This is a genomic window from Paenibacillus sp. P46E, from assembly GCF_001909095.1.
GTDB lineage: Bacteria > Bacillota > Bacilli > Paenibacillales > Paenibacillaceae > Paenibacillus_AQ > Paenibacillus_AQ helianthi.
Genome location: NZ_LVYZ01000033.1, coordinates 86,602 through 112,267, shown reverse-complemented (window position 1 = coordinate 112,267; position 25,666 = coordinate 86,602). Strand labels below are relative to the sequence as shown.

Below are 25,666 nucleotides of genomic sequence, written 5' to 3'. Positions count from 1 at the left end.
CGTGTTTTAGAAAGTGCATAACTATTTTTTGTTATAGGGTTTATATGTTTCACACAATAAATGATTTTTATATTTCACGTTGAATGACGGCTAAGCCGTTTCGTATTACCAGATAGGATACCCTAAAGATAGCTTGATCATACTCTCGGAACGTATTGCCACGACTGACAAACATTGAAATGACTTGGGATTATGGATCAAGCGCACAATACTTCCTGTATTCTTAAAAATCATCAGGAGGTGCTTGATTATGGCACGTGCTAATCGTACAGTGGTACCCGAAAGCCGGGCAATGCTCAAACAAATGCAGTACGAAATTGCTTCTGAGTTTGGTTTATATGGTGCTCCTTCTAACGTGGGGGCAGATACTGAATTTGCCTCTGAGCTTGGTGTAACCGGTGGTTCCATGGGGTATGGATCTTCTTATCTGGGACATCTTACTTCCAGAGACAATGGATCTGTTGGTGGAGAAATTACCAAGAGGCTTGTGAAACAGGCCGAGCAGTCTCTTTTTAAATAAAAATGCCTTGAATTGACACCATCCGGCAAATAAGATAATATGACTTTTGAGGAAAGCCATAACCTTTTCCAATCGGAAAAGGTTCATTTTTTGAACTTATTCAACAGTAACTATGATTATTGAGTCGAGGGAATTAAGTAATGCTAGACGGAAGTGGACAGGCTGGTCCAATTCTATTTTTTATGAGATATTTAGTCTGGTATTCACGAAAAATCCCTTTATACAGTGTCAAATAAACAATATGGGAGGTTGTTGTATTGTCTATTAAAGGACGTCATTTGTTTACTTCAGAGTCCGTAACCGAGGGACATCCGGATAAAATCTGCGATCAGATCTCTGATGCGGTTCTCGATGCTTTTTTGGCTAATGATCCTAATGCCCGTGTGGCTTGTGAAGTTGCGGTTGCAACAGGTCTGGTATTGGTCATTGGTGAGATCAGCACCAAATCGGAATATGTGGATATCCCGGCAATTGTTCGCAATACCATCAAGGAAATTGGCTATACGCGTGCGAAATTCGGTTTTGACTATAATACATGTGCCGTTTTGAGCTCATTAAATGAACAGTCGGCAGACATTGCCCAAGGGGTGAATGCTGCACTGGAGAACAGAGACCCTGCACAGGTTGCTGAGGAAACTGCGAATATTGGTGCCGGTGATCAAGGACTGATGTTTGGTTTTGCTACCAATGAAACTCCTGAACTAATGCCGCTTCCGATTGCATTGTCTCACCGTATTGCCCGACGCTTGTCTGAGGTCCGTAAGGATGGTACCTTGGAATATTTGCGTCCCGATGGTAAAACACAGGTAACTATTGAATACGACAATGATAGACCGGTTCGAGTGGACACCATCGTAGTCTCTACACAGCATGCAGAAGAAATCTCACTTGAACAGATTCAAGCTGATATTAAGGAATATGTGATTCTGCCTGTAGTTCCGGCTGAACTGCTTGATGAAAACACGAAGTACTTTATTAATCCGACCGGACGTTTTGTCATTGGTGGTCCACAAGGCGATGCGGGTCTGACCGGACGTAAGATTATCGTCGATACCTATGGTGGCTATGCCCGCCATGGAGGCGGTGCATTCTCAGGGAAGGATCCAACCAAAGTTGACCGTTCTGCGGCATATGCTGCCCGTTACGTGGCTAAGAATCTGGTCGCTGCCGGCTTGGCTGACAAATGTGAGATTCAATTGGCTTATGCCATTGGGGTAGCGAATCCTGTCTCGATTAATGTAGATACATACGGAACAGGTAAAATCAGTGAAGAAAAACTTGCCGAGCTGATTAGCAGCAATTTTGATCTTCGTCCAGCCGGAATCATTTCGATGCTGGATCTGCGTAAGCCTATCTATAGACAAACCGCAGCGTATGGCCATTTTGGACGTACGGATATCGACCTTCCGTGGGAACGGGTTGACAAAGCCGAAATGCTAAAGACACAGGCGGGACTGTAAGAAACAGGTGATTTTTACAACACCAGGCATGCCTATTGTTCTGATATAACGGATCTCTTCCTTATTATATGTTCGCCCGCAGGCCAGCGCTTTGATCATTAGAGCCAGCTGCTGCGGGCTTTTTTGTGCGCCTGGAAATGTGATGGTTAGTATTCCCCTCTACCCCATCCTGGAAGCCTTCTAAACTTTGGAAGCCTTGTAGCCGAAATATAAGAATATATGTAAAAACGAATGTATGGCTTGAGAGGAGTCTATCACCACATGAAAAGAAAAGTTACCATATGGGCAGCACTCATTTTGGCAGGGGAATTACTCTTGGGGACAGTCTCTCCTTCACTAGGCCTTGGGACATCGCCGGTATTCGCCGCGAGTGAGTTCGGGTTGTCTGCTACTTCACCTGCTGCAGGGGAGACGAATATCAACATAGGCTCCTCGATCAAACTGAGTTTTGACCATGTAGTGACTCCGCAGAGCGGAGATATCACAATTACCCAGGCAGGAACACCTTTTGCCACTATTCCCGTAGGGAGTCTCGGGTTGGTCGGAACCTCTAATTACTTTGAAATTAAATGGGGGCCTAATAAGCCGTTCGAACCCAACAAAAGCTATAATGTATCACTTCCGAGAGGATTATTCAAAGATAGCTCGGGAGCGGAGTCATCGGCGACAAACTGGACATTCACCACTTCTCCCGAAGTAAGTCCCGCCGTGTCTATTACTGAATTCTCACCAGTGAACAACTCGCGGCCTGATTCTACAACACTGAACCAGTTAAACTTCAAGCTCAACAAGAAGCTGCAAAAAGGCGGAGGGTCCGCAAAGCTCATCTCTTCAGCCGACAATACACTTGTTCAGGAGTTCAAATTCAGAGACGGAGAACCCTATGTTAATGTGCAGAGCGATGGTACTACCACTACTGTAAGTATGACCTTGGCCAGTAGGTTGACGCCAGGCGGTACTTATTATGTACTGATCGACAACTATGCGCTCAAAGATGACGATAACCGCACTTTTTCCGGGATATCCAGCGGCAGCGTATGGAGTTTTACGGCCAAAAGCAATGGAGTGGGGGGGACCGTTTCACCTGCTGGAGGTTCTACTGGTGTTCATCCTGCAAGTGATATCCAGCTGAGTTTTGACCGCCCGATGATGCCGAATACAGGCGCAATCTCACTGACCCCCATTAACAACAGTGCAGGGAGTACAAGATATTTTAATGTCAATTCTACAGCGGTTACAGGAGGCGGTACACGAACTATCACAGTAGATGCGGCCTCGCCTGCGAACATGTTATTGGAGAAAACCATGTATACCGTTTCTGTGCCGCAAGGAGCCTTTTATGATCAGGACGGCAATTTATTCCCTGCCTCCGGGCCACTTACATGGAGCTATACTACAAGTGAGATTACAGGGTTTGGTATCGAATCGCTTACCCCGGTAGACCGCAGCGAAGCTGTAGGACTTAATCCGACGATCAAAATTACATTTAACAGGAATGTTGTACAGAATACTACGGTGGCAAATCCGGTAACCCTTTATAAAGGGGATGGTACAAAACTGCTTTCAAACTTATCGGCGGGTGCTACGGCCAAAGAGTTTATCGTAGCTCCATCCGCGGCATTAGAGAATAATACGACGTACTACTTGGATATTGCCAATGGCGCTTTTGTCGATGCTAACAATAGTCAGGTTATCTATGGCGGACTAAGCGGCAAAAATGCCTGGAGCTTTCAGACCTATTCGCTGGACAAGACAGCTCCCGTGCTCACGCTTGCCCAACTGGATAATACCCGCACTATCCGTCTGAAATATGATGAAATACTAAAGACTGATGCGTCGCTGCTGCCCTCAAGCTTTATCGTGACTGTTAACGATGAGAAGCGTGCGATTGATGGCATCTCCATTCAGGGAGACAGTATCTATATCACGCTCAGTACAGGAGTTGCTGTGGGCCAGGTTATCAAGATCAGTTATACAGGAGGACTTCGGACCATTCAGGATTTGAGCGGGAATGTTGCGAGTACCTTCTCCCAGCGTCAGGTTACCAATGGAGTCCAATCCGCTTTAACGACTCTTAAAGACGGAATACTTACCGGGAAAACTGTTTTGCTGAATTTTAATGATACTCTAAAAGCGGCCAATTCTAATGCTTACAGCCAATTCAATGTATATGCAGATGGTTCTTCTCTTGGGGTGAATACGATTACCTCCAGTGGGGCAACGGTTTACTTGAGCTTGAATAATGCAGCGACAAACACCCAGAACATTCGCGTGTCATATTCTGCGGGCTCTTATCCGGTACAGGATACAAATGGACAGAATGTAGCAAATTTCAGCGATGTCTATATCCGTAATAGCGGGGACACGGTTGCACCAGCGTTTCAGAATGCGACCGGTTCAGGCAACAAAATTGTACTGACCTATAATGAGGGATTATCTTCAACCAGTCTTCCGATGAACAGCCAGTTTTCAGTTCTGGTAGGCAGTACACCGAACTACGTTACGGGAGTGGATGTTAGTGGAACGCTAGTCACCTTAACGCTGCAGAGTGCGCTGGTAGTGAATCAGTCGACTACAGTCTCGTACGTACCAGGAACAACAGGAATCAGCGATCTGAACGGCAACCGTGGACCATACCTTAACCTTCAGCCCGTGAGTGTTTCCGGTACAAGCGGTACTACAGTCCCTAATATCAGTTCAGCAACCATTACAGGGGATGAGCTGACTTTGACCTTCAGCAAAACCATGCAGGCTTCATCAACACTGAATGCGAGTCAATTCGGTGTCAGATTTGACGGCAGCAGTATTGGTGTGCAGAACTATTACTTGTCCGGCAATACACTCAAATTGGTACTGTCCAGCGTGGCAAAGACCGGTCAAGCAGTGGACGTATCCTACATGTCTAGTTCAGGTACTATCTCGGATCAAAGCGGGACTATCTTATCTTCCTTTAGCGCGCTTTCGGTACAAAATCTGACGGGCGTTGCAGGGAATACCTCTACAGCAGGCCGCCCCTCTTATCTGGGGACCTTGGCAGCCAGTGAGTTTGGAAAAGAATATCCTCTGCTCAAAAGCGATTCCTCTACCCCGGTAGATGACCGTTCGGTGTACAGCCAATCTGCAAAAAGATATAACCTGACCGCTGACCGCCTGAAGGCCAGTTACGATTATGTATACAAACTCGGCAGTTCTACAGTGGCTTTTGAGGTACCTTCAACGGAATCATCTGCTTATGTGAGTGTACCGCTCAAACCTCTGCTGGATGCAGTGAACCGTGACAGCAAGGCGGTATTTCTGGTCCGTTATGGTGACCATCTATACAGCCTTGGCTTAAATGACGTGAATATGAACAGTCTTGCCGCAACGTTGATTGCCGACAGCAACAATATCTCACTTGTTTTACGAATGGAGAAGGTCCCTGCCGGCACCTTTACACCATTTGAGCAAAAGCTGCAGTCACAGGGGCTTCGGACCATAACCGGACTTATGGATATCCGTCTAAGTGCTGCGGTTAACGGAAATTATACCAGCACTACTGCGTTGAGTGTCCCTGCAGAATATACAGTGCGTACAACTGCTACGCTGAATGGTGACCAGACTTCGGCTGCCAGATTAGATCTTGCATACTATGATGCTGCGTATCTCCCAACCAAAATCAGCGCAGCGGGCAGTTATACAGTGATCAAAGCCAGCACAACCGGCAATCAAGTAGTCGGTACATTCCTTTCGACCCGGAGTTTTTCCGACATGGGCAGCCATTGGAGCAAAACGGTCGTTTCTCAATTAGCCGCTAAGAATATTATCGACAGCAGCTATGGCAGTACTTTTATGCCGGAGCAGAAGATTACACGGTCTGAGTTTGCTATTATGCTCAGCCGGGGACTGGGGCTGCTGGGAGACCGGGAGACGGCACAGCGCTTCAGAGACGTACAGCCTTCAACCCAGACAGGCGATTATATTGGCGCAGCCGCCAAAGCTGGGATTATTACCGGAAATACGGATGCTACGTTCCGTCCGAGTGATAATATCACCCGTGAGCAAATGGCAATTATGATGATCCGGGCTATGGAGTATACCGGGCATCCGATCACCCTGAATGGAAGCTCCGCTTCCGCATTGGCGGCATTCAAGGATCGTTCCAGCATTCAAAGTCAGGCTGCTGAATTTGTGGCTAAGGCTGTACAGCAAGGAATTATCCTGGGAATGACTACCACCAAATTCCAGCCTCAGGGTAATGCCACACGTGCCCAAGCTGCAGTGATGCTGCAACGGATGTTGACCATGGCAGGATATCTGTAAAATAATCAAATGAAATATACTTAAGGCTCCGCTTTTGCGGGGCCTTTTTTGCATTCTCTGTTCCACTCCAAGAAGAAGAGGAATTAGCTTAAATCTAGCAATATTCGCAACTTTTCCTCTTAAAATCAGTCTATTAAAGGGTAGCGGGAAACTAGGAATGTGTTCCCAGCCTTTGAGAGATTCTTGATATTTAAAAAAGAGATGGGAGAGTTACGCTGAAATGAATGAAGTTTTCATGGGGAAGAAAAGTAGAGAGAAGTTGCAGGAAATGAAGAAGCAGCCAGCCGCCAAAAAGTGGATTGCAGCTTCATTGGCAGGAGTACTGTGGATCATGCCCGTCCTAGGCATTGAAGGTATGCCGCAATTTAGTTCAGGGCCGGCACCGGTCGCGGAGGCAGCCTCCTCCTTTGCCGTTACCAAGCTGGGTGAAGAGGTTATTACTTCAGGCGCTATTATGATGAAATATAAATACACAACAGCCCGTTCCGGGAAATCAGCCAGCGGTCTTGCGGATGTCATCCGCGTCGATCTTAATAATGCTTACGTATCCCTCGATGTCATGACCGGCAAGGGCGGGCATTTGACTACGCGGCAAAGCACCGGAGGTATGGCTGCAGAGACTGGGGCAGTAGCCGCAGTTAACGGAGATTATTTCAATACAGGCGGTGAAGGTGCACCCATTGGTGGGCAGGTGTCCGGCGGGGTTGTGGTATCCACACCTTCACAGCTTGACGGAATGTACGCTTTTGCTGTAACCAAAGACCGCAAACCCGTGATCGATGAGTATTCATTCGAAGGACTGGTTACTGCGGAGGACGGAGCCCAATTTCCGTTATCAGGTATCAATAAAGGTGCATACAGCCCGGAGGGCGGCAGCTCGACTTATAGTCATGCCAACGCAGCGTATATCTATACAGATGCCTGGACGGCTTTGGACCGGCCAAAGAACAGCTCGACTACACCTACCGAGGTGCTTGTAGAAAACGATATCATTACCCAAATTTCAGCGGACAAAGCTTTGCCAGTAGCGGTTCCAAAGGGAGCCTACATCCTGCGGACACACGGGCTGGGAGCCCAGTTCGTCAAAGCTCATCTGGTTGTAGGACAAAAGCTTAGCAGTGTATACACGCTGCGTTCCAAAACCACGCAGCAGGAGCTTGATCCAGCCAGCCTGCAGATGATGATTGGCGGGCATACCATTCTGGTAAATAACGGACAAGCGGCAACGTTTTCCCGCTCGACCTCCAGTATCGGAGGCTATCGTGCACGCACAGCGCTGGGCTACTCACAGGATGGACGGTATGTGTACGTAATTGCAGTCGAAGACAACGCCAACAGTGCGGGTATGTCGCTGACTGAGCTGCAAACCTTCATGACAAATATCGGTGTCTGGAAAGGATTGAATCTGGACGGAGGCGGTTCTACAACCATGGTAGACAGGCCGCTTGCCGAAACCTCGACAACCCTGACCTTCAATACCGAGTATGGTACCGAGCAGCGGAGTATTGTCAACGGGGTGGGTGTTTATACCTCGGCTCCGCAAGGGGAAGTGAAAGGGATCAAGATTAGCGGCAGCTCGGCAATGCTGATTGGACAAAAGGCAAACTATTCTTTAAAAGGCTATGATACGTACTACAATCCAATCGATGTGGCCTCGGGAAATCCTTCGTGGACTTCAAGTAACGGAAGTGTAACCATAAACGGCGGGGAAGCTACTGCTGTCAAAGCAGGCACAGCTACATTGACAGCCTCCAGCGGGTCTGCCTCTGCCTCTACCAAGGTTACGGTACTAGGTGGAGAGAACCTCTCAAGCCTAACGGTAGGAACAGCCACAGCGCCACTCGCAGCCGGTGCATCAGTATCAGTACCTGTGACAGCTGTGGGCCAAAATGGTTCTTCACTTACCGTTCCGCCAGCATCATTGAAATGGGAACTGATAGGCTTTAAGGGCAGTGTGAATGACGGCAAGCTGACGGTTGATTCCGTAGATCCTGGGGTCACGACAGGATATGCTATTGCCCGTTATGACGGATTCAGCACTGCAGTTGTCTTGTCTGCAGCAACTGCTACCCCGTGGGAGGATTTTGAAAATGTTGGCTATCCTGTCGCATTCACATCCAATGTAAGCAGTGTTAAGGGAACTGCAGGAGTTACAGCCGGCAGCGCAGAAAAAGCGGGCTCCAAAGTACTGTCACTCAGCTATGATATGACTGCGGGCAGCGGCAAAATGTACGCATATGCCCAGCTTAACGGAACCAGCGGCAAGAGCATACCGGCTGCGGCAACGTCGATGTCACTTGATGTGATGGGGGATATGAGCCTTAACTGGCTGAGGGCAGAAGTGGTGGATGGAAGCGGAGCTATTTCATATATCGATCTGGCCAAAGTGATCGACTGGAACGGCTGGAAAAACCTCAATATTGATTTGTCAGGTTCCGGCATCAAGTTCCCGGCATCCTTGAAGCGTCTGTATGTGGTGAATGTGGAGGAAGGCCAGGATGAAAGGGCTAAGACAGGCACAGTTGCTTTTGACAATCTGTCATTCGTCATGCCTTCTCTATCGAGTGAAGCCGGACTTCCAAAGGGAACTGCCGCAATGAGCATCGGGTCCAAATCTATTACACTAAACGGTGTGAAGAATCCGATTGATGTGGCTCCAATTGTCAAAAATGGAAGCACTTATGTGCCGATAAAGGTAGTTATGGATGCATTTGGCGGAAGTGCCTTATGGGATCAGAACACCAAAAAAATTCTGGTGCTGCGTGGAGCCAAGGCGCTTGATCTGACCGTAAACATGAAGGAATTTGTATTGAACGGTAAACGTCAAAGTGCTGAAGTAGCGCCTTTAATCCTACAAGGCAGGACTTTAGTACCGCTCAGATTGGTTTCAGAACAACTGGGATTGACCGTAAAATGGGAACAGAAAACGAAGACCGTAACTATCGAATCGTGATATGGTAATATTAAAGGAAAGCCTTTAATATGATCCGATAGAAATGGGGCAAGCATCCGTGGAATTTCAAGCCGATGCGATAGATCGCGTCATTAAGAATACCATCGACGTGATGGAGAGCAGCAAGTATCAGATATTTGAAATATTGCAGGTTGCACGGGATGAGCTTGTTGCACTCACCAAAGAACTGCAGCGGGTCATGGATGAAACGGATGAAACATTGCAAAAGGTAGACAAGCTGGAGCTGCAGTACCACCGCTCCCGTATTCGGCTGACGGAGGTCAGCCGGGACTTTGTCCGCTACTCCGAGAAGGATATCCGGATCGCGTACGAGAAAGCAACAGAGCTCCAGCTTGAGCTCATGATGACCAGAGAGAGGGAAGTCTATCTTCGGAGCAGGCGGGACGAGCTGCAGCTGCGGGTCCGCAGTGTCGAAAATTCGGTAGAGCGGGCAGAATCTATTGGTTCGCAAATGAGTGTTGTTTTGGAATATCTATCCGGAGAACTAGGACAAGTGACCAGAATTGTCGAATCTGCGAAGAACCGCCAGATGATTGGACTCAAAATAATCCTGGCTCAGGAAGAGGAACGGAAAAGAATTGCCCGGGAAATTCATGACGGTCCCGCTCAAATGCTGGCGAATCTAGTCCTAAGGACGGAAATTGTAGAAAGAATGCTGGTAAAGCAGGAATTCGGGCTGGTACAGGACGAAGTAATAGACTTGAAAGGGCAGGTAAGATACAGTCTGGAAGAAATGCGTAAGGTGATTTTTAATCTGCGTCCGATGGCGCTCGATGATTTGGGTCTGATTCCGACACTTCGAAAATACGTGCATGATTATGAGGAAAAGACAAAGATCCGCACCTCCTTTGAAACGAGGGGCAAGGAGCACCGGCTGTCTTCAGCTATGGAGGCAGCCGTATACCGTCTGGTCCAGGAGGCGTTGTCGAATGCGGCCAAGCATGCTTTTCCAAGCTACGTATTGGTGGAGATCACCTATCAGGCACAGCTGATCAAGATTGTCGTGAAGGATAATGGATTAGGCTTCAATGTGAAAAAAATCAGTGAACAGGCAAATCGGGAAAGTTTTGGGTTGGTCGGCATGCGTGAACGCGTGGAACTGCTCGAAGGAAGAATGGAAATACTGTCAGCCGAGAATCAGGGCACAACAATCGTAATTCACATTCCGACGAATGTGGAAAAAGGGAAGGAGTAATGTGATGGAAAACCAGAATCCTGGCAAGTCGCCCATTAAAGTTCTTTTGGCCGATGATCATCAGTTGTTTCGTGAAGGGCTTAAGCGGATTTTAAATATGGAGGAAGATATTGAGGTCATAGGGGAATGCGGTGACGGTATTCAGGTACTTGAATTTTGCAATGAAACCAAACCTGATATTGTACTAATGGACATCAATATGCCGATTGAAAATGGTGTGGAAGCCACACAAAAGCTGCGGGAAATGTTCCCGGATGTCAAAGTCATTATTTTATCGATTCATGATGATGAGAGTTATGTATTTGAAACGCTGCGCAAAGGTGCCAATGGCTATTTGCTGAAGGATATGGAGGCGGAATCGCTTATTAATGCAATCCGTTCAGTCTGTGAAGGCCATGCCTTCATTCATCCAAAGGTAACGGGTAAGCTCATCAACCAGCTGCGCCGAATGACATACCTCAATGAAACAGGGGCTATTGCTGAAACTGCGGTTAAAGAGGCTGGTGTCAAATTTGTTGCAGGCGATAATAATCCGCTGACCCGTCGTGAAGCAGAAGTGCTTCGGCTGATGGCTGAAGGCAAGAGCAACAAGATGATTGGTGAATATCTGTTTATCAGCGAAAAAACCGTCAAAAACCATGTAAGCAGTATTCTCCAAAAAATGGAGGTTGACGATCGAACACAGGCTGTTATTAATTCGATTAAATATGGGTGGGTAACCCTGTAGGTGGTAGGTTAAGCTTTTACATATAATGATTGCAGCTGCTCTGCTGCAGTCAAAGTATTGGTTGAGTCTGCAGCATATTTGAAGGGAATACAGTCTGTTCTGGGCAGTCACCGACCTTTTATCACCGGCATATATTGTCGGTATAAGAGGAGGTGTATCTCCATGGTAGCCCAGTTAATATGGATTGCGGCCATCTATGTTTTTGCAGTAGTGTTGGTTCATATGCTGAGTAAACGGGAACAATCCCGGCAGGGTAGTCAATCTGGCAAACGGCTTCATTACATTCTCATTACCCGTAATCATGAATATGTAGTGGAATGGTATATCAGAGCGCTGACCTTCCATTCGTTTCTTAGCGGAAAGATGCTACAGGTAACCTTGATGGATGACGGATCCAGTGATGCAACGTTGGATGTAGCTACTAGGCTTGCCCGGAACGGATCCGCACTTGAATTTGTTCCTGCTATGCCGGTCTGTGCTTTTGAATCGGATCTAAATCTTCAATCTGGAATCATAGTGGATTTACGGGGGACCGGACAATCGGTGCCGCTGCCTTTTCTGCAAATACCGTGGAGCAGGGGATGCAGATCAAAGCGAGGCGAATAATCATAACATATGCAAACAAAGCAGGAAACGGGTGAAGCACACTCTTCAGAAATGGGGAAGTGTGCTTTTTTGTGTTGTTTTGGAAGTCGCAGGTAAGGAGAACCCAGAAATAAAGAGTATTAATTTGGTTTTATCCAATTAGAGAAGCTGAACTTAAAAAAACATAAAAAATAGAATTGCGAATCTGCAATTGGGCAGCGGCTGGAAGACCGAACATTCTCTGCTGTTACGACCAATCTTAATACGAAAATCCACAGTTCAACTTATCGGGAAGTTGCCAAAACAAATTCTAGGAGGTATAGCAGGTGCAGGCAGCAGTATATGCGGTAGAGCTTGAAGGAGAATGGAGTCTGTGGGTTTCACTCCATATGAAGGTTGACAGGATATGGTGGAGCGGTACCGGGGGAGAAAGGGATGGATGGAATAGTAGGGCTGCGGACAAGCTAGTGCTCCTCTCTTCGGCGCTTCCTCTCGGTTGGGCGGTGAAGCTGAGGGAGCATTGGGATTCCTCCCTGGCAGCGCGGCAATGGGAGGAGGCGGACTGGGGGGAATATATGGCTGGGGTGCTCAGAGCTGAAATTGACGTGGAGAGAATTAGCGGCGGCAGCTGGAATATGGGCCGACTCTTGAAGGAGAGGGAAAAAACAGCTGAACACGACCAGAGGATCTTCATTGACGATGGAAACTACAAATCAGCTATAGGTAGTGATAAAGCGATATGCGCGGCTGCCCTTGGAGCTGCGGCAGAGCAGTTGATGCAAGTACTGGATGGCCGTTCTTTACTCCAGCCTGAAGTCGAGGCGCTGCTGGAGGAACGGCTTCCCGGATTAGCTGGGCAGTGGCAAGAGGCTGTTCAGCTCTGCCATTTGCAGGGGCGGCTGAGCGTGGAGGCCGCTGTTGGCACAGCCCCTGCGCTTCGCAGCACAGGGGCATGGCCCACGGCGCGCGCTGGCTCCGCGCGCCTGCCTGGTCCAGGCCGGCTCCCTGCGGTCACCGGCCGTCTCCTGCGCGCTGCGGCGCTCCGCCTGCCACAGCTGCGCCTGCTCCGGCGCGGCGCGGGTACCCGCCGCGCGGAAGAGCGCTGCCTGCGCTGCGGCAGCGCCACCACGGGCCGCACAGCCTGCGCCGCGTGCGGCCTTGCGGGCTGCGCCTATTGCGAGGCCTGCCTCGCACTCGGGCGCAGCCGGGCTTGCGCGCTGCTGCTGCGCAGCGCGGCCTCTCCGGCCGTGCGGTGCACGGCCGGGGCTTCTCCCACCGTGGCGGCACGCCGGTGGGGACTTAGCGCGGCGCAGGCGGGGGCCGCCGGCGCTGCGCTGGGGTTCCTGGCGGAGCCGCGGCAGCGCTCCGCCGCCCGGAGCCCAGAGCGGTTCCTGCTCTGGGCCGTCACGGGAGCGGGGAAAACGGAGATCACGTTCCCGCTCCTTGCGGCCGTGCTCGCTGCTGGAGGCTGTGCGCTCGTTGCCACACCGCGGCGCGACGTCGTGTTGGAGCTGGCGCCGCGGCTATCCAAGGCGTTCCCGGCGGAGACGCTCGCCGTGCTATACGGCGGCAGTGCAGACCGCTGGACCCACGGCCAGTTGACTCTGGCCACTACCCACCAGCTGCTGCGCTTTTATCAGAGCTTTGATCTTGTCATCATCGACGAACTCGATGCCTATCCCTACCACAACGATCCTATGCTAGCCTATGCGGCAGAGCATGCCTGCAAGCCAGGGGGTTCGTTCATCTACCTGTCAGCTACACCGCCAATGGACTTGCAGCGTTTAGCCCGTGCAGGCAAGCTGCCGCATGCAAGGGTACCTGTCCGCTTCCATGGACATCCGCTGCCGGTGCCCCGGCATGTTGGAATGTCTTCCGTCCATGTATGCCTGAAGCGGGGCGCGCTGCCCGGAAATCTGCTGCAGGCACTTCGCAGGTCGTTTACGCGTAAGGCGCAAATTTTTCTGTTTGTGTCGCGAATAGCCCACATCGAAGGGTTACTGGTTCTTCTCCGCCAGGACTTTCCCGGAGCAGCTATGGAGGGCACCTCTTCCCGGGACCCGGCAAGAGCGGAGAAGGTTGAGGCTTTCCGCAGCCGCGCCATCTCACTTCTTGTTACGACGACAATCCTCGAACGGGGAGTTACCGTTCCCCGCAGTGATGTTTTTATACTGGATGCGGACAGCAGCCTTTTTGATGAAGCCTCACTGGTGCAGATGGCTGGCAGAGCAGGGCGTTCCAAAGAAGATCCGGCAGGAACCGTTTTGTTTTTCTCTCCGCAATGGACCAAATCACAACGGGGAGCAGTCGCACAGATTCGAACGATGAATACCATTGCCCGCAGACAAGGGTACATAAGCAAGGGAGTGGGGTTATGAACCCTATGAGCACATGGTTCCAAATCGCCAGGTCTCTGCTTGCTCCTTCCGCCTCGGACTGCCTCATTTGCGGCCAAAAAACTCAAGTCTCATCAGAGATTCCAGAAGTTTGCAAGATCTGCCAGACCTCCATTCCCTGGATTCGTAATCCGCGCTGCTCCAAATGCGGCCGCCATGTGGGCTGTCCAGATTGCAGCCGCAGTAGCGACCCGATTCCGATAATCTGCAACCGCAGTGCGGTAGCCTACACAAGTGTAATGCGTGAGGTACTGGGCCAGTATAAATACAGAGGGAACGAGCGTCTGGCTCCCGTACTCGGTCTGATGCTGGATCGGGCATATATGGTCCTACAAGCAGAGCGGGGGCAACCGCGCGGTGAAGGTTCCCGGCAAAACCATTCGAGGCTTCCTGCTATCAAAGGCAAATTCAAGTGCATCAGTCGTGCCGGCCTATGGCAGGCGGATCTGCTGGTTCCGGTTCCCGTTAGTAACGCCCGGCTGGCTGAGCGCGGGTTCAATCAGGCCGAGCGTCTGGCGGACGTTCTGTCCCGGCGCAGAAGGATCCCACAGCTGCCGCTGCTGGTCCGTACCCGTCATACCGGTAAACAGAGCTTCAAAAGCCGAGCCGACCGGCTGGCGGATATGAAGCATGCTTTTGCAGTCAACCCGGATCCTGCCATTAGAGCACAGTTTACCCATTGGCTTGAGTCAGCCGGACGGCAGATTCAGTCACAGCCCCTGCAAATCATTATTATTGATGATATCTATACGACAGGAAGTACGATCCGGGCCTGTGCAGAAACTATTCAATTATTGATTGACAGCCTGGGCTGTACAGCGGATATATATAGTTTGACCTGGGCACGTTCGTGATTCTGCCCAATCTAAGCAACGTTTCAGTATTTATTTGTAAAATTAATATAAACAGATTGCACCTCATTAGCCGATACTAATGATAGACGAAGCTTATGCAATCATGTAATCTAGGAGCATAAGATATTACAAGCTGCACAAAATGTATGGAAGGGAGCCGCTGCTGAAAATGAATCTAGACAATTGTCCACGGTGCGGCCGGTTATACGTCAAAAATATTATGGACCTGTGCCAGCCCTGCATTAAGGATTTGGAACATCAATATGAAACCTGCGTAAGTTATTTACGCGAAAACAGAGGCACTAATATTCAGGAGCTGTCCGATGCAACGGAAATTTCGATCAAGGAGATTACCCGTTTTATTCGTGAAGGCCGGATCTCTATAGCGAATGCGCCGAATATGATGTACCCTTGTGAAGTCTGCGGAACCTTAATCCGGGAAGGCCATATGTGCGACAGCTGCCGCAGCCGTCTGCGCAAAGATCTGACCAATGCAGTAAAAGAAGATACTCCGGCTGAACCCTCCAAAAAGTCTGGGGAAGGTGCTTACCGGGCCGTTGACAAGATGCGTGAATAATTAAATCTGCAAAATAACACTTGCAGGTATAAAGAATGTTTCAAAGATGGCCGATAAACTTAGTAAAGATTATCGGCTTTTTTATATTAAAAGGAAGGTGGAAGTTATGAAAATTAACGAGACCGGACGTATTAATGCGATCAACCCGTATCAACGCAGCGCGGAATCGCCTAGACAGGAACAACTGAAGAAAAGCACACGCAAGGATGAGGTTTCGATCTCAGATGAAGCGATAAAGCTATTGCAGGCACAGAAAAGCGGAGAAGTTGACGCCGAACGTGCAAGCAAGATTGAAAGCTTGAAACAGCAAGTTTCCGCAGGTACCTACCAAGTTGATGCAGCCAAGCTCGCAGCCACACTCGCCCCCTACTTTAAGCAATCCTCCGAGAATTAGGTGAAGACACCCATGCCATTGACAACATTGCTGGAATTGCTTGAGCGGCTGGACGAAGCACATATTCAAATGCTGGATCTGGCCGCTTTTAAGAAACAGACGATTATGGATAACAAGGTGGATGGTCTGATTGACATCCTGAACCGGGAATCCAAGCTAATGAAGCTAATTGAGCAGCTCGAAGAGCAGCGTGCGCAGGCCGCATATGCTTTTCTGCAGGGGGTCGGGATTCGTTCCAACCTGAACCTGAACCTCTCTGAGCTCTCACGTCTTGTATTTGATCCTGAAGACAAGTCGCGGCTGCTGCATATTCAGCAGAAGCTTTCAGGCACGCTACGCCGCTTGAAGCAGGCCAATGAGCTGAATCAAAAGCTGATTGAGCAGTCGCTTACCTTTATAGATTATTCCCTGGATTTACTGGTCGGAAGACCGAACCAGGATTTTACTTACCATCATCCGTCCGACAAGGGCAGTGGCTCCACTCGGCCGGGTCTTTTTGACGCACGCGGATAGACTTATCGTTCTTGCAAGCCGTTTTGCCGGAGCTATCATAAGGGAGGAACCAGTAGCATGACATCCACATTTCACTCAATTGAGACGGCAAGACGAAGCCTGTTCACACAGACCGCTGCGCTCAACACAACCGGACACAATATCGCCAACGCCAATACGGAGGGCTACACCCGCCAACGCGTGAATATGAAGGCCGCTTCTCCCATTGAAGCATACGGTCTTACGAATTCCACTGTTCCTGGTCAGATGGGTACCGGGGTCGAGTTCACTTCCATCGAGCGTATCCGCGAGATGTTCCTGGACGATCAGTACCGGGGAGAGAACTCCGCCAGCGGCAACTGGAGCATCCAATCCGATACACTGGACAAGCTCGAAGCCATCGTGAATGAGCCTTCGGATACAGGCATTCGCACGGTGCTGGATAACTTTTGGAAATCCTGGTCTGACCTCAGCAAGAACCCTGAAGATCCTACAGCCCGTAAGATTGTTGTGCAGACTGCGGAGTCACTCACGGATGCAATGAACTACATGAGTACTCAATTAAGCAATCTGGACCGGGATCTCAGTACCAATATTGATGTCAAAGGAAAACAGGTTCAGGGCTATTTGAGCTCTATCGCTGACCTGAATCAATCCATTGCCAAAATCGAAGGTATGGGCGATCACGCCAATGATTTGCGGGATCAGCGTGACCTGATGACAGACAAGCTGTCCAAGATTGCGAACATCACGGTTCTGGAGACTGATGCCGGTTATAATATATCGCTGGGTTCGCAGCAGCTGGTTCAAGGACCAGCCGTTACAGCAACTGTAGACAGTGCGTTTCTCAACACGGCGTATGCCTCTGGTGATCTCAAGGCCGGAGAGGCTTACGGCATGATCTTTTCCAGCAAAACCTACGTCGCGGATTATAAGAAACAGTTGGATGATATGGCCAATACAATCGCCAATGGCGAAGTGCAGGTTACCATTCCCGCTGGTTCAAACCTTCCTGCTGGCACCACCGTGCTCAAGGATTCAGAAATTGTCAATGCCGATGGCACCAAAACAACACTTCTTGCGGGTGCTGCAGTCCCTATCCCGTTAACAGGCGATTTGAAAACTACAGTCAAGGGTCTGAATGGCCTGCATCAGTTGGGGTATGCGATGAATGGCAGTACAGGCCGCCCATTCTTCACACCATCTGTGGCCGGGGAAGCGATCACCGCGAGCAACCTTCGGCTGAATCCGGAAATTGCTGCAGATCCTAGCTTGTTCGCGACCTCGCTCCGGACCAGTACGGACAGTGCAGGAAATATATCCGTAATTAAAGGCAATAATACACTTGCCCTTTTGTTCAGCAATATGAAGGACAACAAAACATTCACTACAGCGGATGGCTCCAAGACCGGAACTGTTGGATCTTATTTAAGCTCCATGGTGGGTCAATTAGGGATTCAATCCCAGGAAGCCACACGCCAGACGAAAAATGCGGATTATCTGGTAGAACAGGTGGATTCCCGGCGCCAGTCTGTAAGCGGAGTGTCCCTGGATGAGGAAATGTCGAATATGCTGGTATTCCAGCATGCCTATAGTGCCGCTGCGCGGTTTATGACGACCTATGACGAAATGCTCGACAAACTAATTAATTCTACCGGCACCGTCGGCAGATAAAGGAGGAACAGCTTATGTTGAGGGTAACCTCCAATATGATGAATTCACAGCTGCTGCTTAACCTGAACCGGAATGCGCGTACCATGAACGATACCCAGCTCCAGCTGTCAAGCGGCCGCAAAATCAACAAGCCTTCCGATGATCCGGTAGGGATTACTTACTCCTTGCGATACCGTGCCGAGTTGTCATCTAACGAGCAGTATACTAAGAATGTAGACAGCTCAATTTCATGGCTTGATTATAATGATACCGTTCTGGGTCAGGCTGGGGATGTCGTTCAACGTCTTCGGGAATTGACTGTTGAGGCTTCCAATGGTACTAACCCTCAGTCAGCATTAGATAGCATCAATCAGGAAGTAATGCAATTGAAGGAACAATTTGTGGATATCTCGAACAGTAAACTTAACGGGAAGTATATCTTTAACGGCGAGAAATATGATTCCAAACCATATGACTTTGTCAAAGGTGCAGACGGGACCTATGATGTGTCTCAAGCTATCACTACAGATCCGGGGCAGATAAATTATATTGTGGGTGAAGGAGTACAACTACCTATTAATATGACTGGAAATGACGTGTTTGGTAACACAGGGGATGTTGACAATGTTTTTACGATTTTCAACAATATTTCAGCAGCATTGAAGTCTGGTGACTATAAGGGAGTGTCTAACCAACTCAATAATATCGATACACGTGTTGAGAAGCTTTTGACAGCCCGCTCTGAGATAGGTGCCAAGACCAATCGTGTGGAATTAATGCAGGATCGCTTAGGTGATTTGAATACGAATCTGACCGATCTGCAGGCCAAGACTGAGGATGCAGATTACGAGGGACTAATTATGCAGTCCAAGATTCAAGAAAATATCTATAACGCTTCACTGTCAGTGGGAGCCAAGATCATATCAACCTCTCTCGTGGACTTCATCAGATAACTGAGGAGGTACTCGCCAATGCAGCCTATACTGCAGATTCGACAGACGCCAGCACTGATCGGCATTGACGCTGATCCGGGCGCATACTCTATTTCGCAGCCCAAAGCTGAAGTGAATATTACTACCACTCCTAGTGAACTCACGGTTCAATCCACTCGTCCTGAGCTAAAGATAGATCAATCTGCGGCTAGGGCGGCCTATTATGGTGGTGGCATGCTGGAAATGAATAAGCGGATTTATTCTGGAATTCAGCAGCTTTATCTTCAGGGAATCGCCAGAAAGGTAGATCAGGGGAACCGTATGGCTGAGTTTTTCAAACCAGGCAATACTATTGCTGAGGTCTACGGTACGGATACTGAACCGAACTCGTTTCCTGAGATTCGAGGTCCGGCATCCTATGACAATGTAGATATACACTTTGAAACGAGAGCACCTCAGATTGATTTCCGCCCTGCCCAAGTCGATATACAAGTAGAGAGACACCGCCCGGAAATTGAATACACTCGTGGTAAGCTAAATATATATATGCAGCAGTATGCTTCCGTGCAGTTTATTCCCCCGGAAGTAAATGTTCAAATGTAGCTTTTTAAGCTATAGATGTGCCGAGAGCGCTTCTATAGCTTTTCTGTTATCATATATGCGATTAAGAGAATCATTAAGACGACAGTTTTGCCTGGCAAAACTTTTGAGGAGTGAAAAACTTGATTATAGAAACGTTATCTTGGGGAAAAGTTGAAGTGAATGAGGAACAGCTATACCATTTCTCCAAAGGAATTCCTGGGTTTGACGAAGAAACTGATTTCGCCTTAATTGCTATGGAAGAGTCCCCCTTTTGGGTGCTGCAATCTGTGAAGCAGGAGGGGTTATCCTTTTTATTGGGTGATCCGTTTGACTTCTACCCCACCTATGAGTTTGAATTGCCTGATGATGAAGCAGAGGAGTTGGGAATCCACTCGAATGTGGCCGTTCGCTGCATCATAACATTAAAGGAACAGGTGGAGCATTCTACAATTAATCTGCTTGCTCCTATTGTATTGAATCCTTCTGACCGTTTCGGCAAACAAATTGTACTGCATAAAGCTCCTTATCATACAAAACATAGCCTAATACAAGAGCAGCAGGCTATGGATGGAAAGGTTGGTGGGTGATATGCTTGTGCTTTCCCGGAAAAAAGGAGAGTCCATTGTCATTCAGGATCAGATAGAACTAACCATTTTAAGTGTAGATGGAGATACGGTGAAGGTTGGAATCTCAGCTCCCAAGCATGTTGATATCTTTCGTAAGGAAGTCTACCTCTCCATACAGGAGGCTAACCGCGAGTCTGCAGCGCCTCAGCAATCTGATTTGAATGCGTTGATTCATCGGTTGCGTGGGCCCAGTAGCAAAGATTAAGATCATATAGCATATATTGAGATAAGAACCTACCCCCGCTAATCAAGGGTAGGTTCTTGTTATTTCTGAGGAATTCGAATAATAAATAAAAAAATCTTTGAAATGCTCTAAACAGTTGGGGGCATGCCGTCGATATATGTATTAGACGCTGATCCGGCAGGGCGGCCGACCTTAATGGTTCGGCGTTTACCACATGGATGTGGAACTAACTTAATTTCAGGGAGGAAATATCAAATGATTATTAACCACAATATCGCGGCGTTGAACACACATCGTCAATTGGGTAGCAACACTGCAGCAACTAACAAGAACATCGAGAAATTGTCTTCCGGTCTTCGCATCAACCGTGCCGGTGACGATGCTGCCGGTCTGGCAATCTCCGAAAAAATGCGTGGTCAAATCCGTGGTTTGGACATGGCTTCCAAAAACGGACAAGACGGTATCTCCTTGATTCAAACAGCTGAAGGTGCAATGAACGAAACCCATAGCATTCTGCAACGTATGCGTGAGCTGGCCGTTCAATCTTCCAATGATACGAACACTGACTCCGACCGTAAGGAACTTCAAAAAGAAGTTTCCCAGCTGACAGACGAAATCAATCGTATCTCCAGCACAACTGAATTCAATACCAAGAAATTGTTGGATGGTTCTGTTGGTAACAATGCAAATTTCACAGGCACTAATGCACTTGCTTTGAAGCCAGTTAATGTTGTTGACTCCGGCTTGGCAACTGACACGTACAAGATTACCACTACTGCTGCTGCAACAATTAACGCTGATGTTAAAACTAACACAACTGGGTTGGCTGCTGGCGACTTTGATATGGCTGCAACTAAGATTGTAGGTCTGGACCTTGGCGACTATACAATGGAAACAAAAGCTGTTGGTGGAACTAAGTTTGATATCTCGCTGAAAAATAAAGATGGCGTTGTTGTAGCTAGTGGATCTGCAATTGATACAGCAGCTGGTGGTGCACTCACTGGTACTGCCCCAGATGGAACAGCAACTACATTTACACTTAAGGCAGCTGCTGGTACAGTTGCTGAAGGTAAAATGTCCTTTAATTTGAATGCTACTTATGCTGGTGCAGGTGCTTTTGCGATTACTAATACTGCTGCTTCAACAACTTATTCCAATGGAGCTAACTTGAAAATCACAGATAGCGATTTCCAAGCAGGCGGTCTTCAATTCAAAATGACAGTGGATACTGCTCTTGCTGCTGCTGGCAATACAAGCGTAGTAGTTACTAACAACGCATTAACAATGCACATCGGTGCTAACCAAAACCAATCGATGAAAGTTGATATCAACAAAATCGATGCAAAAAGTCTGGGTATCAATAACATTGATATCACTACTCAAACAGGTGCAGAAGCGGCAATTACTTCTGTCAATGATGCATTGACAAAAGTATCCTCCGAACGTGCTAAATTGGGTGCATTCCAGAACCGTTTGGAACACACAATCAACAACCTGAACACTTCGTCCGAGAACCTGACAGCTGCTGAATCACGTATCCGTGATACAGATATGGCTAAGGAAATGATGGAGCAAACTAAGAACAACATCCTTGCTCAAGCTGCACAAGCAATGTTGGCTCAAGCTAACCAACAGCCACAAGGCGTTCTTCAATTGCTTCGTTAATCTTAACGAACTTCAAGGAGATCCTAGATTATCTAGGGTCTTCTTTTCTTTTTGACTGAACTAAGTGTAAACAAGAATATATATTATAGATTCGACCCTATATACATACTGTATGGCCTTCTCTTTTGAGGGCCTATTTAAATTTGTCATTCTGGTGAGTTGATCAGTATCTAAATTCCTTTTATTTCTTTATTTATTTGAGCTTTCCTAAAACTTCAGCTAACGAAAGCCGATATATATAGTAAATTGTTTTCCGGAGGGCTCAATGATGAATGTACAGTTTTCTTTGTCAGCAAGTGGAGGACAGGCTTCGAACAATCTTGCAGGGACATCTTTGGCAAAAGACAAGGTATCCGACATAAAAACACCTGCTAACGCCCAAGAACTTAACAAAATGGAAAAACAGGGTGCAAGTGTCACGGTAGGTGAAGAACAACTCGTACGGAATATTGAAAAGGCGGTAAAAGCCCTTCAGGGACCTACCACTACTCTTGAAGTCAGTATTCATGAGAAAACTCATGCCATAATGGTAAAAGTACTTAACAAGGATACTGGAGAATTGATTCGGGAAATCCCTCCCGAGAAAACTTTGGATCTTGTGGCTAAGATGATGGAACTCGCCGGAATTATAATAGATGAACGGATATAGAGTGAGGAGGAGAATAATATGAGAATTAGTGGCCTAGCATCCGGTATGGATGTAGACTCCATGGTTAAGCAGTTAATGACAGCTAAGCGTGAACCCTTGAACAAATTGAATCAGCAGAAACAAATTATGGAGTGGACAAGAGATAGTTACCGGGAAATGAACAGCAAGCTTGTTGATTTTCGTAATAATAAACTGGATACCTATAAAAAGTCCTCAGCGATGAATGCGATGAAGGCCACAGTAAGTGGAAATACGACTGCATTGTCTGCAGAGGCAACCGCAGATGCTAACCAAATACCGATGAATGTGACTGTCAATCAATTGGCATCAAATGAGAAGGTAACAACTACATCTGTATTGACTGATATTACTTCCAAAAGCACATTGAAACAAGTTGCAGCGGCTACTGGTTTTACTGCGCAAGCTGATCCTGGTAATCCAAGTAAGTTTACTTATAAAATGATCGTAAATGGCCAGACTTTTTCTTTTGATGAGAGTAAGACAATATCTGAAGTCGTTAACACCATCAATTCCAATAACGATGTGAAGCTTACAGCTACTTTTGATCAGGTCAAAGGCCAAATGATTCTAACCTCGAATCAGTTTGATAAGCATATATCCGTATCGGCCCCAGGAGCTGCCGAGAACGGACTGTTAAATGTATTTAATACTTCCGGTGGACCCTCGACAACCTCACTTGCACAAAAAGCTAATATTACAGTAGATGGTATAAGCAAAGATTTTGAAAGTAATAAATTTCTTTTAAACGGTGTATCTATTACTTTACTTGGAAAAACCGAAGATGGAAAAGCATCAAAAATCACAACCTCAGTCGATTCATCAAAGGCATTGGAAACTATCACTTCTTTTATTAAAGATTACAATGAATTATTGAATACATTGAACACTAAGACAAGTGAAGAAAAATATCGCTCATATCCCCCTCTGACAGACGATCAGAAAAAGGGTATGAATGATGATGATGTTAAAAACTGGCAAGCTAGGGCCAAAAGCGGTATATTGAAAGATGATAGTATTCTTACTTCGGCTATAAGCAAAATGAGATCTGCCATCCAATCGGGATTAAATGGTATAGGTGGTGTGGATCTTGCCTCCATCGGTATTGGAACAGGTAAGTACTATGAAGAAGGTAAGATCTATATTAAAGATGTGGACAAGCTTAAGAGTGCAATAGATAACAATCCTCAGGGTGTAATGAATTTATTCCAATATTCATCGACAGATACTTCTAAGCCGAGTGGAATTTTTGTTCAAATCTCTGATAGCCTAAATAATGTACTTAGTGTTATGGCAGATAAAGCAGGAACATTGAAAACCTCTTCTGATTTGAACGCAACGTACAAAGAAGAGAGCACTATGGGCAAGCAGTTAAAAGATATAAATAAGCGTATCAGTACACTGACTACCCGCCTAACCGATATGGAGACAAACTATTACAAACAATTTACAGCCATGGAAACAGCTATGAATAAATACAATTCCCAGTCCGCCAGCTTGTCCAGTTTCGTAGCACATTAACCGATAGAGGTGAATACGCATGATGACTTCTCCCTATGAGAAATACCGGCAATCTTCTGTTCAGACATCTACGCCTGCCCAACTGGTAATGATGCTCTACGATGGAGCCATTCGTTTCGTAAGAACAGCAATGGATGGATTGAACAAAATGGATTATGAGAAAACAAACCTTAATTTCGGCAAAGCCCAAACAATCATTAGTGAACTGATGAGTACACTGGACCAGTCTTATGAAGTCTCCAAGAACCTCTTCTCTCTATATGAATATACGAATCATCTGTTAATAGAAGCCAACATCCGCAAAAACCCGGAGAAGGCTGAAGAAGCATTGGGCTATCTGACCGACCTCCGTGAAACCTGGCTCCAAGCCTCGAAGCTTGCGGCAGGCCAGACCGAGATCGCGAATGGATGAACTTATCCGCAGTCTGGACCAGCTCACTCGGGAGATGATGGGCCGGCTTCAGGAAGCGACGTATGAGGAGCTTGAGACTTTCGTAGAGGAACGGCAAGAGCTTGTCGATTCGATTGCAGAACAAGTCGCAATTTGTCAGTCCACTTCTGCACAAAAGGAAGAAATTCATCGAATTTTGGAGCATGACTATGCCCTGCTAGACCGCATGAATGTCTTGCGGTTGGAGGCCCAGGACTTTCTGCAGAAGCGCAACCATGCCAAAGTGCAGCGGAGTGCATATGAAGCGAAATACAGTGCGGACAGCATTCTCATGGACCGCCGAAAATAATGTTTTTCCAAATGTTTCATCTCAGGAGCAGCCGGGTATTATATACCGTCTGCTCCTTTTTTGATCTTGATATCACATTTTTGTGCTTGAATTTGGTTGATTATTGAATGGTAAAATATTGAAAGTAAACATTTACTATTCCAATTGACAATGGAGAAGCAGCGGTGGTATAGTCGAGTTGTGAGCAAGACTCACGTTCATCTGATGACGAAGGGAATGTTTAGTCAATGGAAGGTAAAGTAAAATGGTTTAACGCAGAAAAAGGTTATGGTTTCATCGAAACTGCCGATGGTGGCGACGTATTCGTACACTTCTCCGCGATTCAAACTGACGGTTTCAAGACTTTGGATGAAGGCCAATCCGTAGAGTTCGACATCGTTGAAGGTGCACGCGGACCACAAGCAGCTAACGTCATCAAATTATAATCATCCGGCGCAGCCGACCTACATATATGGTAGATGGTTAGCAATTGAGACAACGCTAGCGTAGACCCTGGGGATCTCCCCACAGGGTCTTTTTTAATGCTTATTTTTTACAAAAAGTCATTCCAAATGTGTCGAAATTAAGTTGGAATTAGACAAAGTGTAAAATTAATTTAACGGAAAACGTTAACATTCTCCAGG

Annotated in this window: 23 protein-coding genes; all 23 read left to right on the top strand. The window is 47.4% G+C overall.

Annotated elements, in window-relative coordinates; genetic code table 11:
- Nucleotides 1-250 precede the first annotated feature (250 nt).
- Complete coding sequence (locus A3849_RS10085) at nucleotides 251-520, top strand: alpha/beta-type small acid-soluble spore protein (protein ID WP_074111275.1); 270 nt, start codon at nucleotides 251-253, stop codon at nucleotides 518-520.
- 257 nt (nucleotides 521-777) lie between these two features.
- Complete coding sequence (gene metK / locus A3849_RS10080; RefSeq protein ID WP_074087300.1) at nucleotides 778-1,980, top strand: methionine adenosyltransferase; 1,203 nt, start codon at nucleotides 778-780, stop codon at nucleotides 1,978-1,980.
- Between the two features lie 261 nt (nucleotides 1,981-2,241).
- Nucleotides 2,242-6,279 (top strand): Ig-like domain-containing protein, encoded by a 4,038-nt coding sequence (locus A3849_RS10075; RefSeq protein ID WP_074111274.1) that lies wholly within the window; start codon nucleotides 2,242-2,244, stop codon nucleotides 6,277-6,279.
- 220 nt (nucleotides 6,280-6,499) lie between these two features.
- Entirely contained in the window at nucleotides 6,500-9,232 is a 2,733-nt protein-coding gene (locus A3849_RS10070) for a stalk domain-containing protein (RefSeq protein ID WP_083613433.1), read from the top strand.
- Nucleotides 9,233-9,290: 58 nt separating this feature from the next.
- The gene (locus A3849_RS10065) at nucleotides 9,291-10,448 is read left to right on the top strand and encodes a sensor histidine kinase (RefSeq protein ID WP_074111414.1); all 1,158 of its coding nucleotides are present in this window, start codon (nucleotides 9,291-9,293) and stop codon (nucleotides 10,446-10,448) included.
- Between the two features lie 4 nt (nucleotides 10,449-10,452).
- A complete protein-coding gene (locus tag A3849_RS10060) occupies nucleotides 10,453-11,175 on the top strand; it encodes a response regulator (protein ID WP_074087298.1) in 723 nt (240 codons plus the stop codon).
- Nucleotides 11,176-11,337: 162 nt separating this feature from the next.
- Nucleotides 11,338-11,781, top strand: coding sequence for a glycosyltransferase family A protein (locus tag A3849_RS10055; protein ID WP_074111273.1), 444 nt, complete (start codon nucleotides 11,338-11,340; stop codon nucleotides 11,779-11,781).
- 305 nt (nucleotides 11,782-12,086) lie between these two features.
- Entirely contained in the window at nucleotides 12,087-14,138 is a 2,052-nt protein-coding gene (locus A3849_RS10050; protein ID WP_074111272.1) for an ATP-dependent helicase ComFA, read from the top strand.
- Nucleotides 14,135-15,010, top strand: a complete 876-nt coding sequence (locus tag A3849_RS10045) for a ComFC family protein (RefSeq protein WP_083613432.1) — start codon at nucleotides 14,135-14,137, stop codon at nucleotides 15,008-15,010. The genes A3849_RS10050 and A3849_RS10045 overlap by 4 nt, the downstream gene beginning before the upstream one ends.
- A 169-nt stretch (nucleotides 15,011-15,179) precedes the next feature.
- Complete coding sequence (locus tag A3849_RS10040; protein WP_074111412.1) at nucleotides 15,180-15,587, top strand: TIGR03826 family flagellar region protein; 408 nt, start codon at nucleotides 15,180-15,182, stop codon at nucleotides 15,585-15,587.
- Between the two features lie 106 nt (nucleotides 15,588-15,693).
- Nucleotides 15,694-15,981 carry a flagellar biosynthesis anti-sigma factor FlgM gene (gene flgM, locus A3849_RS10035; protein WP_074111271.1) on the top strand — a complete coding sequence of 96 codons (288 nt, stop codon included), beginning with the start codon at nucleotides 15,694-15,696 and terminating at the stop codon, nucleotides 15,979-15,981.
- 12 nt (nucleotides 15,982-15,993) lie between these two features.
- Nucleotides 15,994-16,494, top strand: a complete 501-nt coding sequence (locus A3849_RS10030) for a flagellar protein FlgN (protein WP_074087294.1) — start codon at nucleotides 15,994-15,996, stop codon at nucleotides 16,492-16,494.
- 57 nt (nucleotides 16,495-16,551) lie between these two features.
- Nucleotides 16,552-18,147, top strand: coding sequence for a flagellar hook-associated protein FlgK (gene flgK / locus A3849_RS10025; RefSeq protein WP_074111270.1), 1,596 nt, complete (start codon nucleotides 16,552-16,554; stop codon nucleotides 18,145-18,147).
- 14 nt (nucleotides 18,148-18,161) lie between these two features.
- A complete protein-coding gene (gene flgL / locus A3849_RS10020) occupies nucleotides 18,162-19,079 on the top strand; it encodes a flagellar hook-associated protein FlgL (RefSeq protein WP_074111269.1) in 918 nt (305 codons plus the stop codon).
- Nucleotides 19,080-19,097: 18 nt separating this feature from the next.
- Nucleotides 19,098-19,661, top strand: a complete 564-nt coding sequence (locus A3849_RS10015) for a DUF6470 family protein (RefSeq protein WP_074111268.1) — start codon at nucleotides 19,098-19,100, stop codon at nucleotides 19,659-19,661.
- A gap of 119 nt (nucleotides 19,662-19,780) precedes the next feature.
- A complete protein-coding gene (gene fliW, locus A3849_RS10010; protein ID WP_074111267.1) occupies nucleotides 19,781-20,227 on the top strand; it encodes a flagellar assembly protein FliW in 447 nt (148 codons plus the stop codon).
- Between the two features lies 1 nt (nucleotide 20,228).
- Entirely contained in the window at nucleotides 20,229-20,471 is a 243-nt protein-coding gene (gene csrA / locus A3849_RS10005; protein ID WP_074111411.1) for a carbon storage regulator CsrA, read from the top strand.
- Nucleotides 20,472-20,705: 234 nt separating this feature from the next.
- Nucleotides 20,706-22,115, top strand: a complete 1,410-nt coding sequence (locus tag A3849_RS10000) for a flagellin N-terminal helical domain-containing protein (RefSeq protein ID WP_074111266.1) — start codon at nucleotides 20,706-20,708, stop codon at nucleotides 22,113-22,115.
- Nucleotides 22,116-22,383: 268 nt separating this feature from the next.
- Nucleotides 22,384-22,764 carry a flagellar protein FlaG gene (locus tag A3849_RS09995; RefSeq protein WP_074087288.1) on the top strand — a complete coding sequence of 127 codons (381 nt, stop codon included), beginning with the start codon at nucleotides 22,384-22,386 and terminating at the stop codon, nucleotides 22,762-22,764.
- 18 nt (nucleotides 22,765-22,782) lie between these two features.
- Entirely contained in the window at nucleotides 22,783-24,303 is a 1,521-nt protein-coding gene (gene fliD / locus A3849_RS09990; RefSeq protein ID WP_074111265.1) for a flagellar filament capping protein FliD, read from the top strand.
- 19 nt (nucleotides 24,304-24,322) lie between these two features.
- Entirely contained in the window at nucleotides 24,323-24,715 is a 393-nt protein-coding gene (fliS, locus tag A3849_RS09985; protein WP_074111264.1) for a flagellar export chaperone FliS, read from the top strand.
- Complete coding sequence (locus A3849_RS09980; RefSeq protein WP_074111263.1) at nucleotides 24,708-25,043, top strand: flagellar protein FliT; 336 nt, start codon at nucleotides 24,708-24,710, stop codon at nucleotides 25,041-25,043. The genes fliS and A3849_RS09980 overlap by 8 nt, the downstream gene beginning before the upstream one ends.
- 227 nt (nucleotides 25,044-25,270) lie before the next feature.
- Nucleotides 25,271-25,468: a cold shock domain-containing protein gene (locus A3849_RS09975; RefSeq protein ID WP_019915069.1), complete on the top strand. Its 198-nt coding sequence runs from the start codon at nucleotides 25,271-25,273 to the stop codon at nucleotides 25,466-25,468.
- Nucleotides 25,469-25,666 lie beyond the last annotated feature (198 nt).

What these genes read in the sequence shown, in the direction of transcription:
- csrA (WP_074111411.1), top strand. Translation starts at nt 20,229, where the DNA reads ATGCTTGTGCTTTCCCGGAAAAAAGGAGAGTCCATTGTCATTCAGGAT.
- flgM (WP_074111271.1), top strand. Translation starts at nt 15,694, where the DNA reads ATGAAAATTAACGAGACCGGACGTATTAATGCGATCAACCCGTATCAA.
- A3849_RS10015 (WP_074111268.1), top strand. Translation starts at nt 19,098, where the DNA reads ATGCAGCCTATACTGCAGATTCGACAGACGCCAGCACTGATCGGCATT.
- flgK (WP_074111270.1), top strand. Translation starts at nt 16,552, where the DNA reads ATGACATCCACATTTCACTCAATTGAGACGGCAAGACGAAGCCTGTTC.
- A3849_RS10030 (WP_074087294.1), top strand. Translation starts at nt 15,994, where the DNA reads ATGCCATTGACAACATTGCTGGAATTGCTTGAGCGGCTGGACGAAGCA.
- A3849_RS09995 (WP_074087288.1), top strand. Translation starts at nt 22,384, where the DNA reads ATGAATGTACAGTTTTCTTTGTCAGCAAGTGGAGGACAGGCTTCGAAC.
- fliS (WP_074111264.1), top strand. Translation starts at nt 24,323, where the DNA reads ATGATGACTTCTCCCTATGAGAAATACCGGCAATCTTCTGTTCAGACA.
- A3849_RS10055 (WP_074111273.1), top strand. Translation starts at nt 11,338, where the DNA reads ATGGTAGCCCAGTTAATATGGATTGCGGCCATCTATGTTTTTGCAGTA.
- A3849_RS10000 (WP_074111266.1), top strand. Translation starts at nt 20,706, where the DNA reads ATGATTATTAACCACAATATCGCGGCGTTGAACACACATCGTCAATTG.
- A3849_RS10085 (WP_074111275.1), top strand. Translation starts at nt 251, where the DNA reads ATGGCACGTGCTAATCGTACAGTGGTACCCGAAAGCCGGGCAATGCTC.
- A3849_RS09980 (WP_074111263.1), top strand. Translation starts at nt 24,708, where the DNA reads ATGGATGAACTTATCCGCAGTCTGGACCAGCTCACTCGGGAGATGATG.
- A3849_RS10045 (WP_083613432.1), top strand. Translation starts at nt 14,135, where the DNA reads ATGAACCCTATGAGCACATGGTTCCAAATCGCCAGGTCTCTGCTTGCT.
- A3849_RS10040 (WP_074111412.1), top strand. Translation starts at nt 15,180, where the DNA reads ATGAATCTAGACAATTGTCCACGGTGCGGCCGGTTATACGTCAAAAAT.
- A3849_RS10060 (WP_074087298.1), top strand. Translation starts at nt 10,453, where the DNA reads ATGGAAAACCAGAATCCTGGCAAGTCGCCCATTAAAGTTCTTTTGGCC.
- A3849_RS09975 (WP_019915069.1), top strand. Translation starts at nt 25,271, where the DNA reads ATGGAAGGTAAAGTAAAATGGTTTAACGCAGAAAAAGGTTATGGTTTC.
- A3849_RS10070 (WP_083613433.1), top strand. Translation starts at nt 6,500, where the DNA reads ATGAATGAAGTTTTCATGGGGAAGAAAAGTAGAGAGAAGTTGCAGGAA.
- fliD (WP_074111265.1), top strand. Translation starts at nt 22,783, where the DNA reads ATGAGAATTAGTGGCCTAGCATCCGGTATGGATGTAGACTCCATGGTT.
- flgL (WP_074111269.1), top strand. Translation starts at nt 18,162, where the DNA reads ATGTTGAGGGTAACCTCCAATATGATGAATTCACAGCTGCTGCTTAAC.
- A3849_RS10075 (WP_074111274.1), top strand. Translation starts at nt 2,242, where the DNA reads ATGAAAAGAAAAGTTACCATATGGGCAGCACTCATTTTGGCAGGGGAA.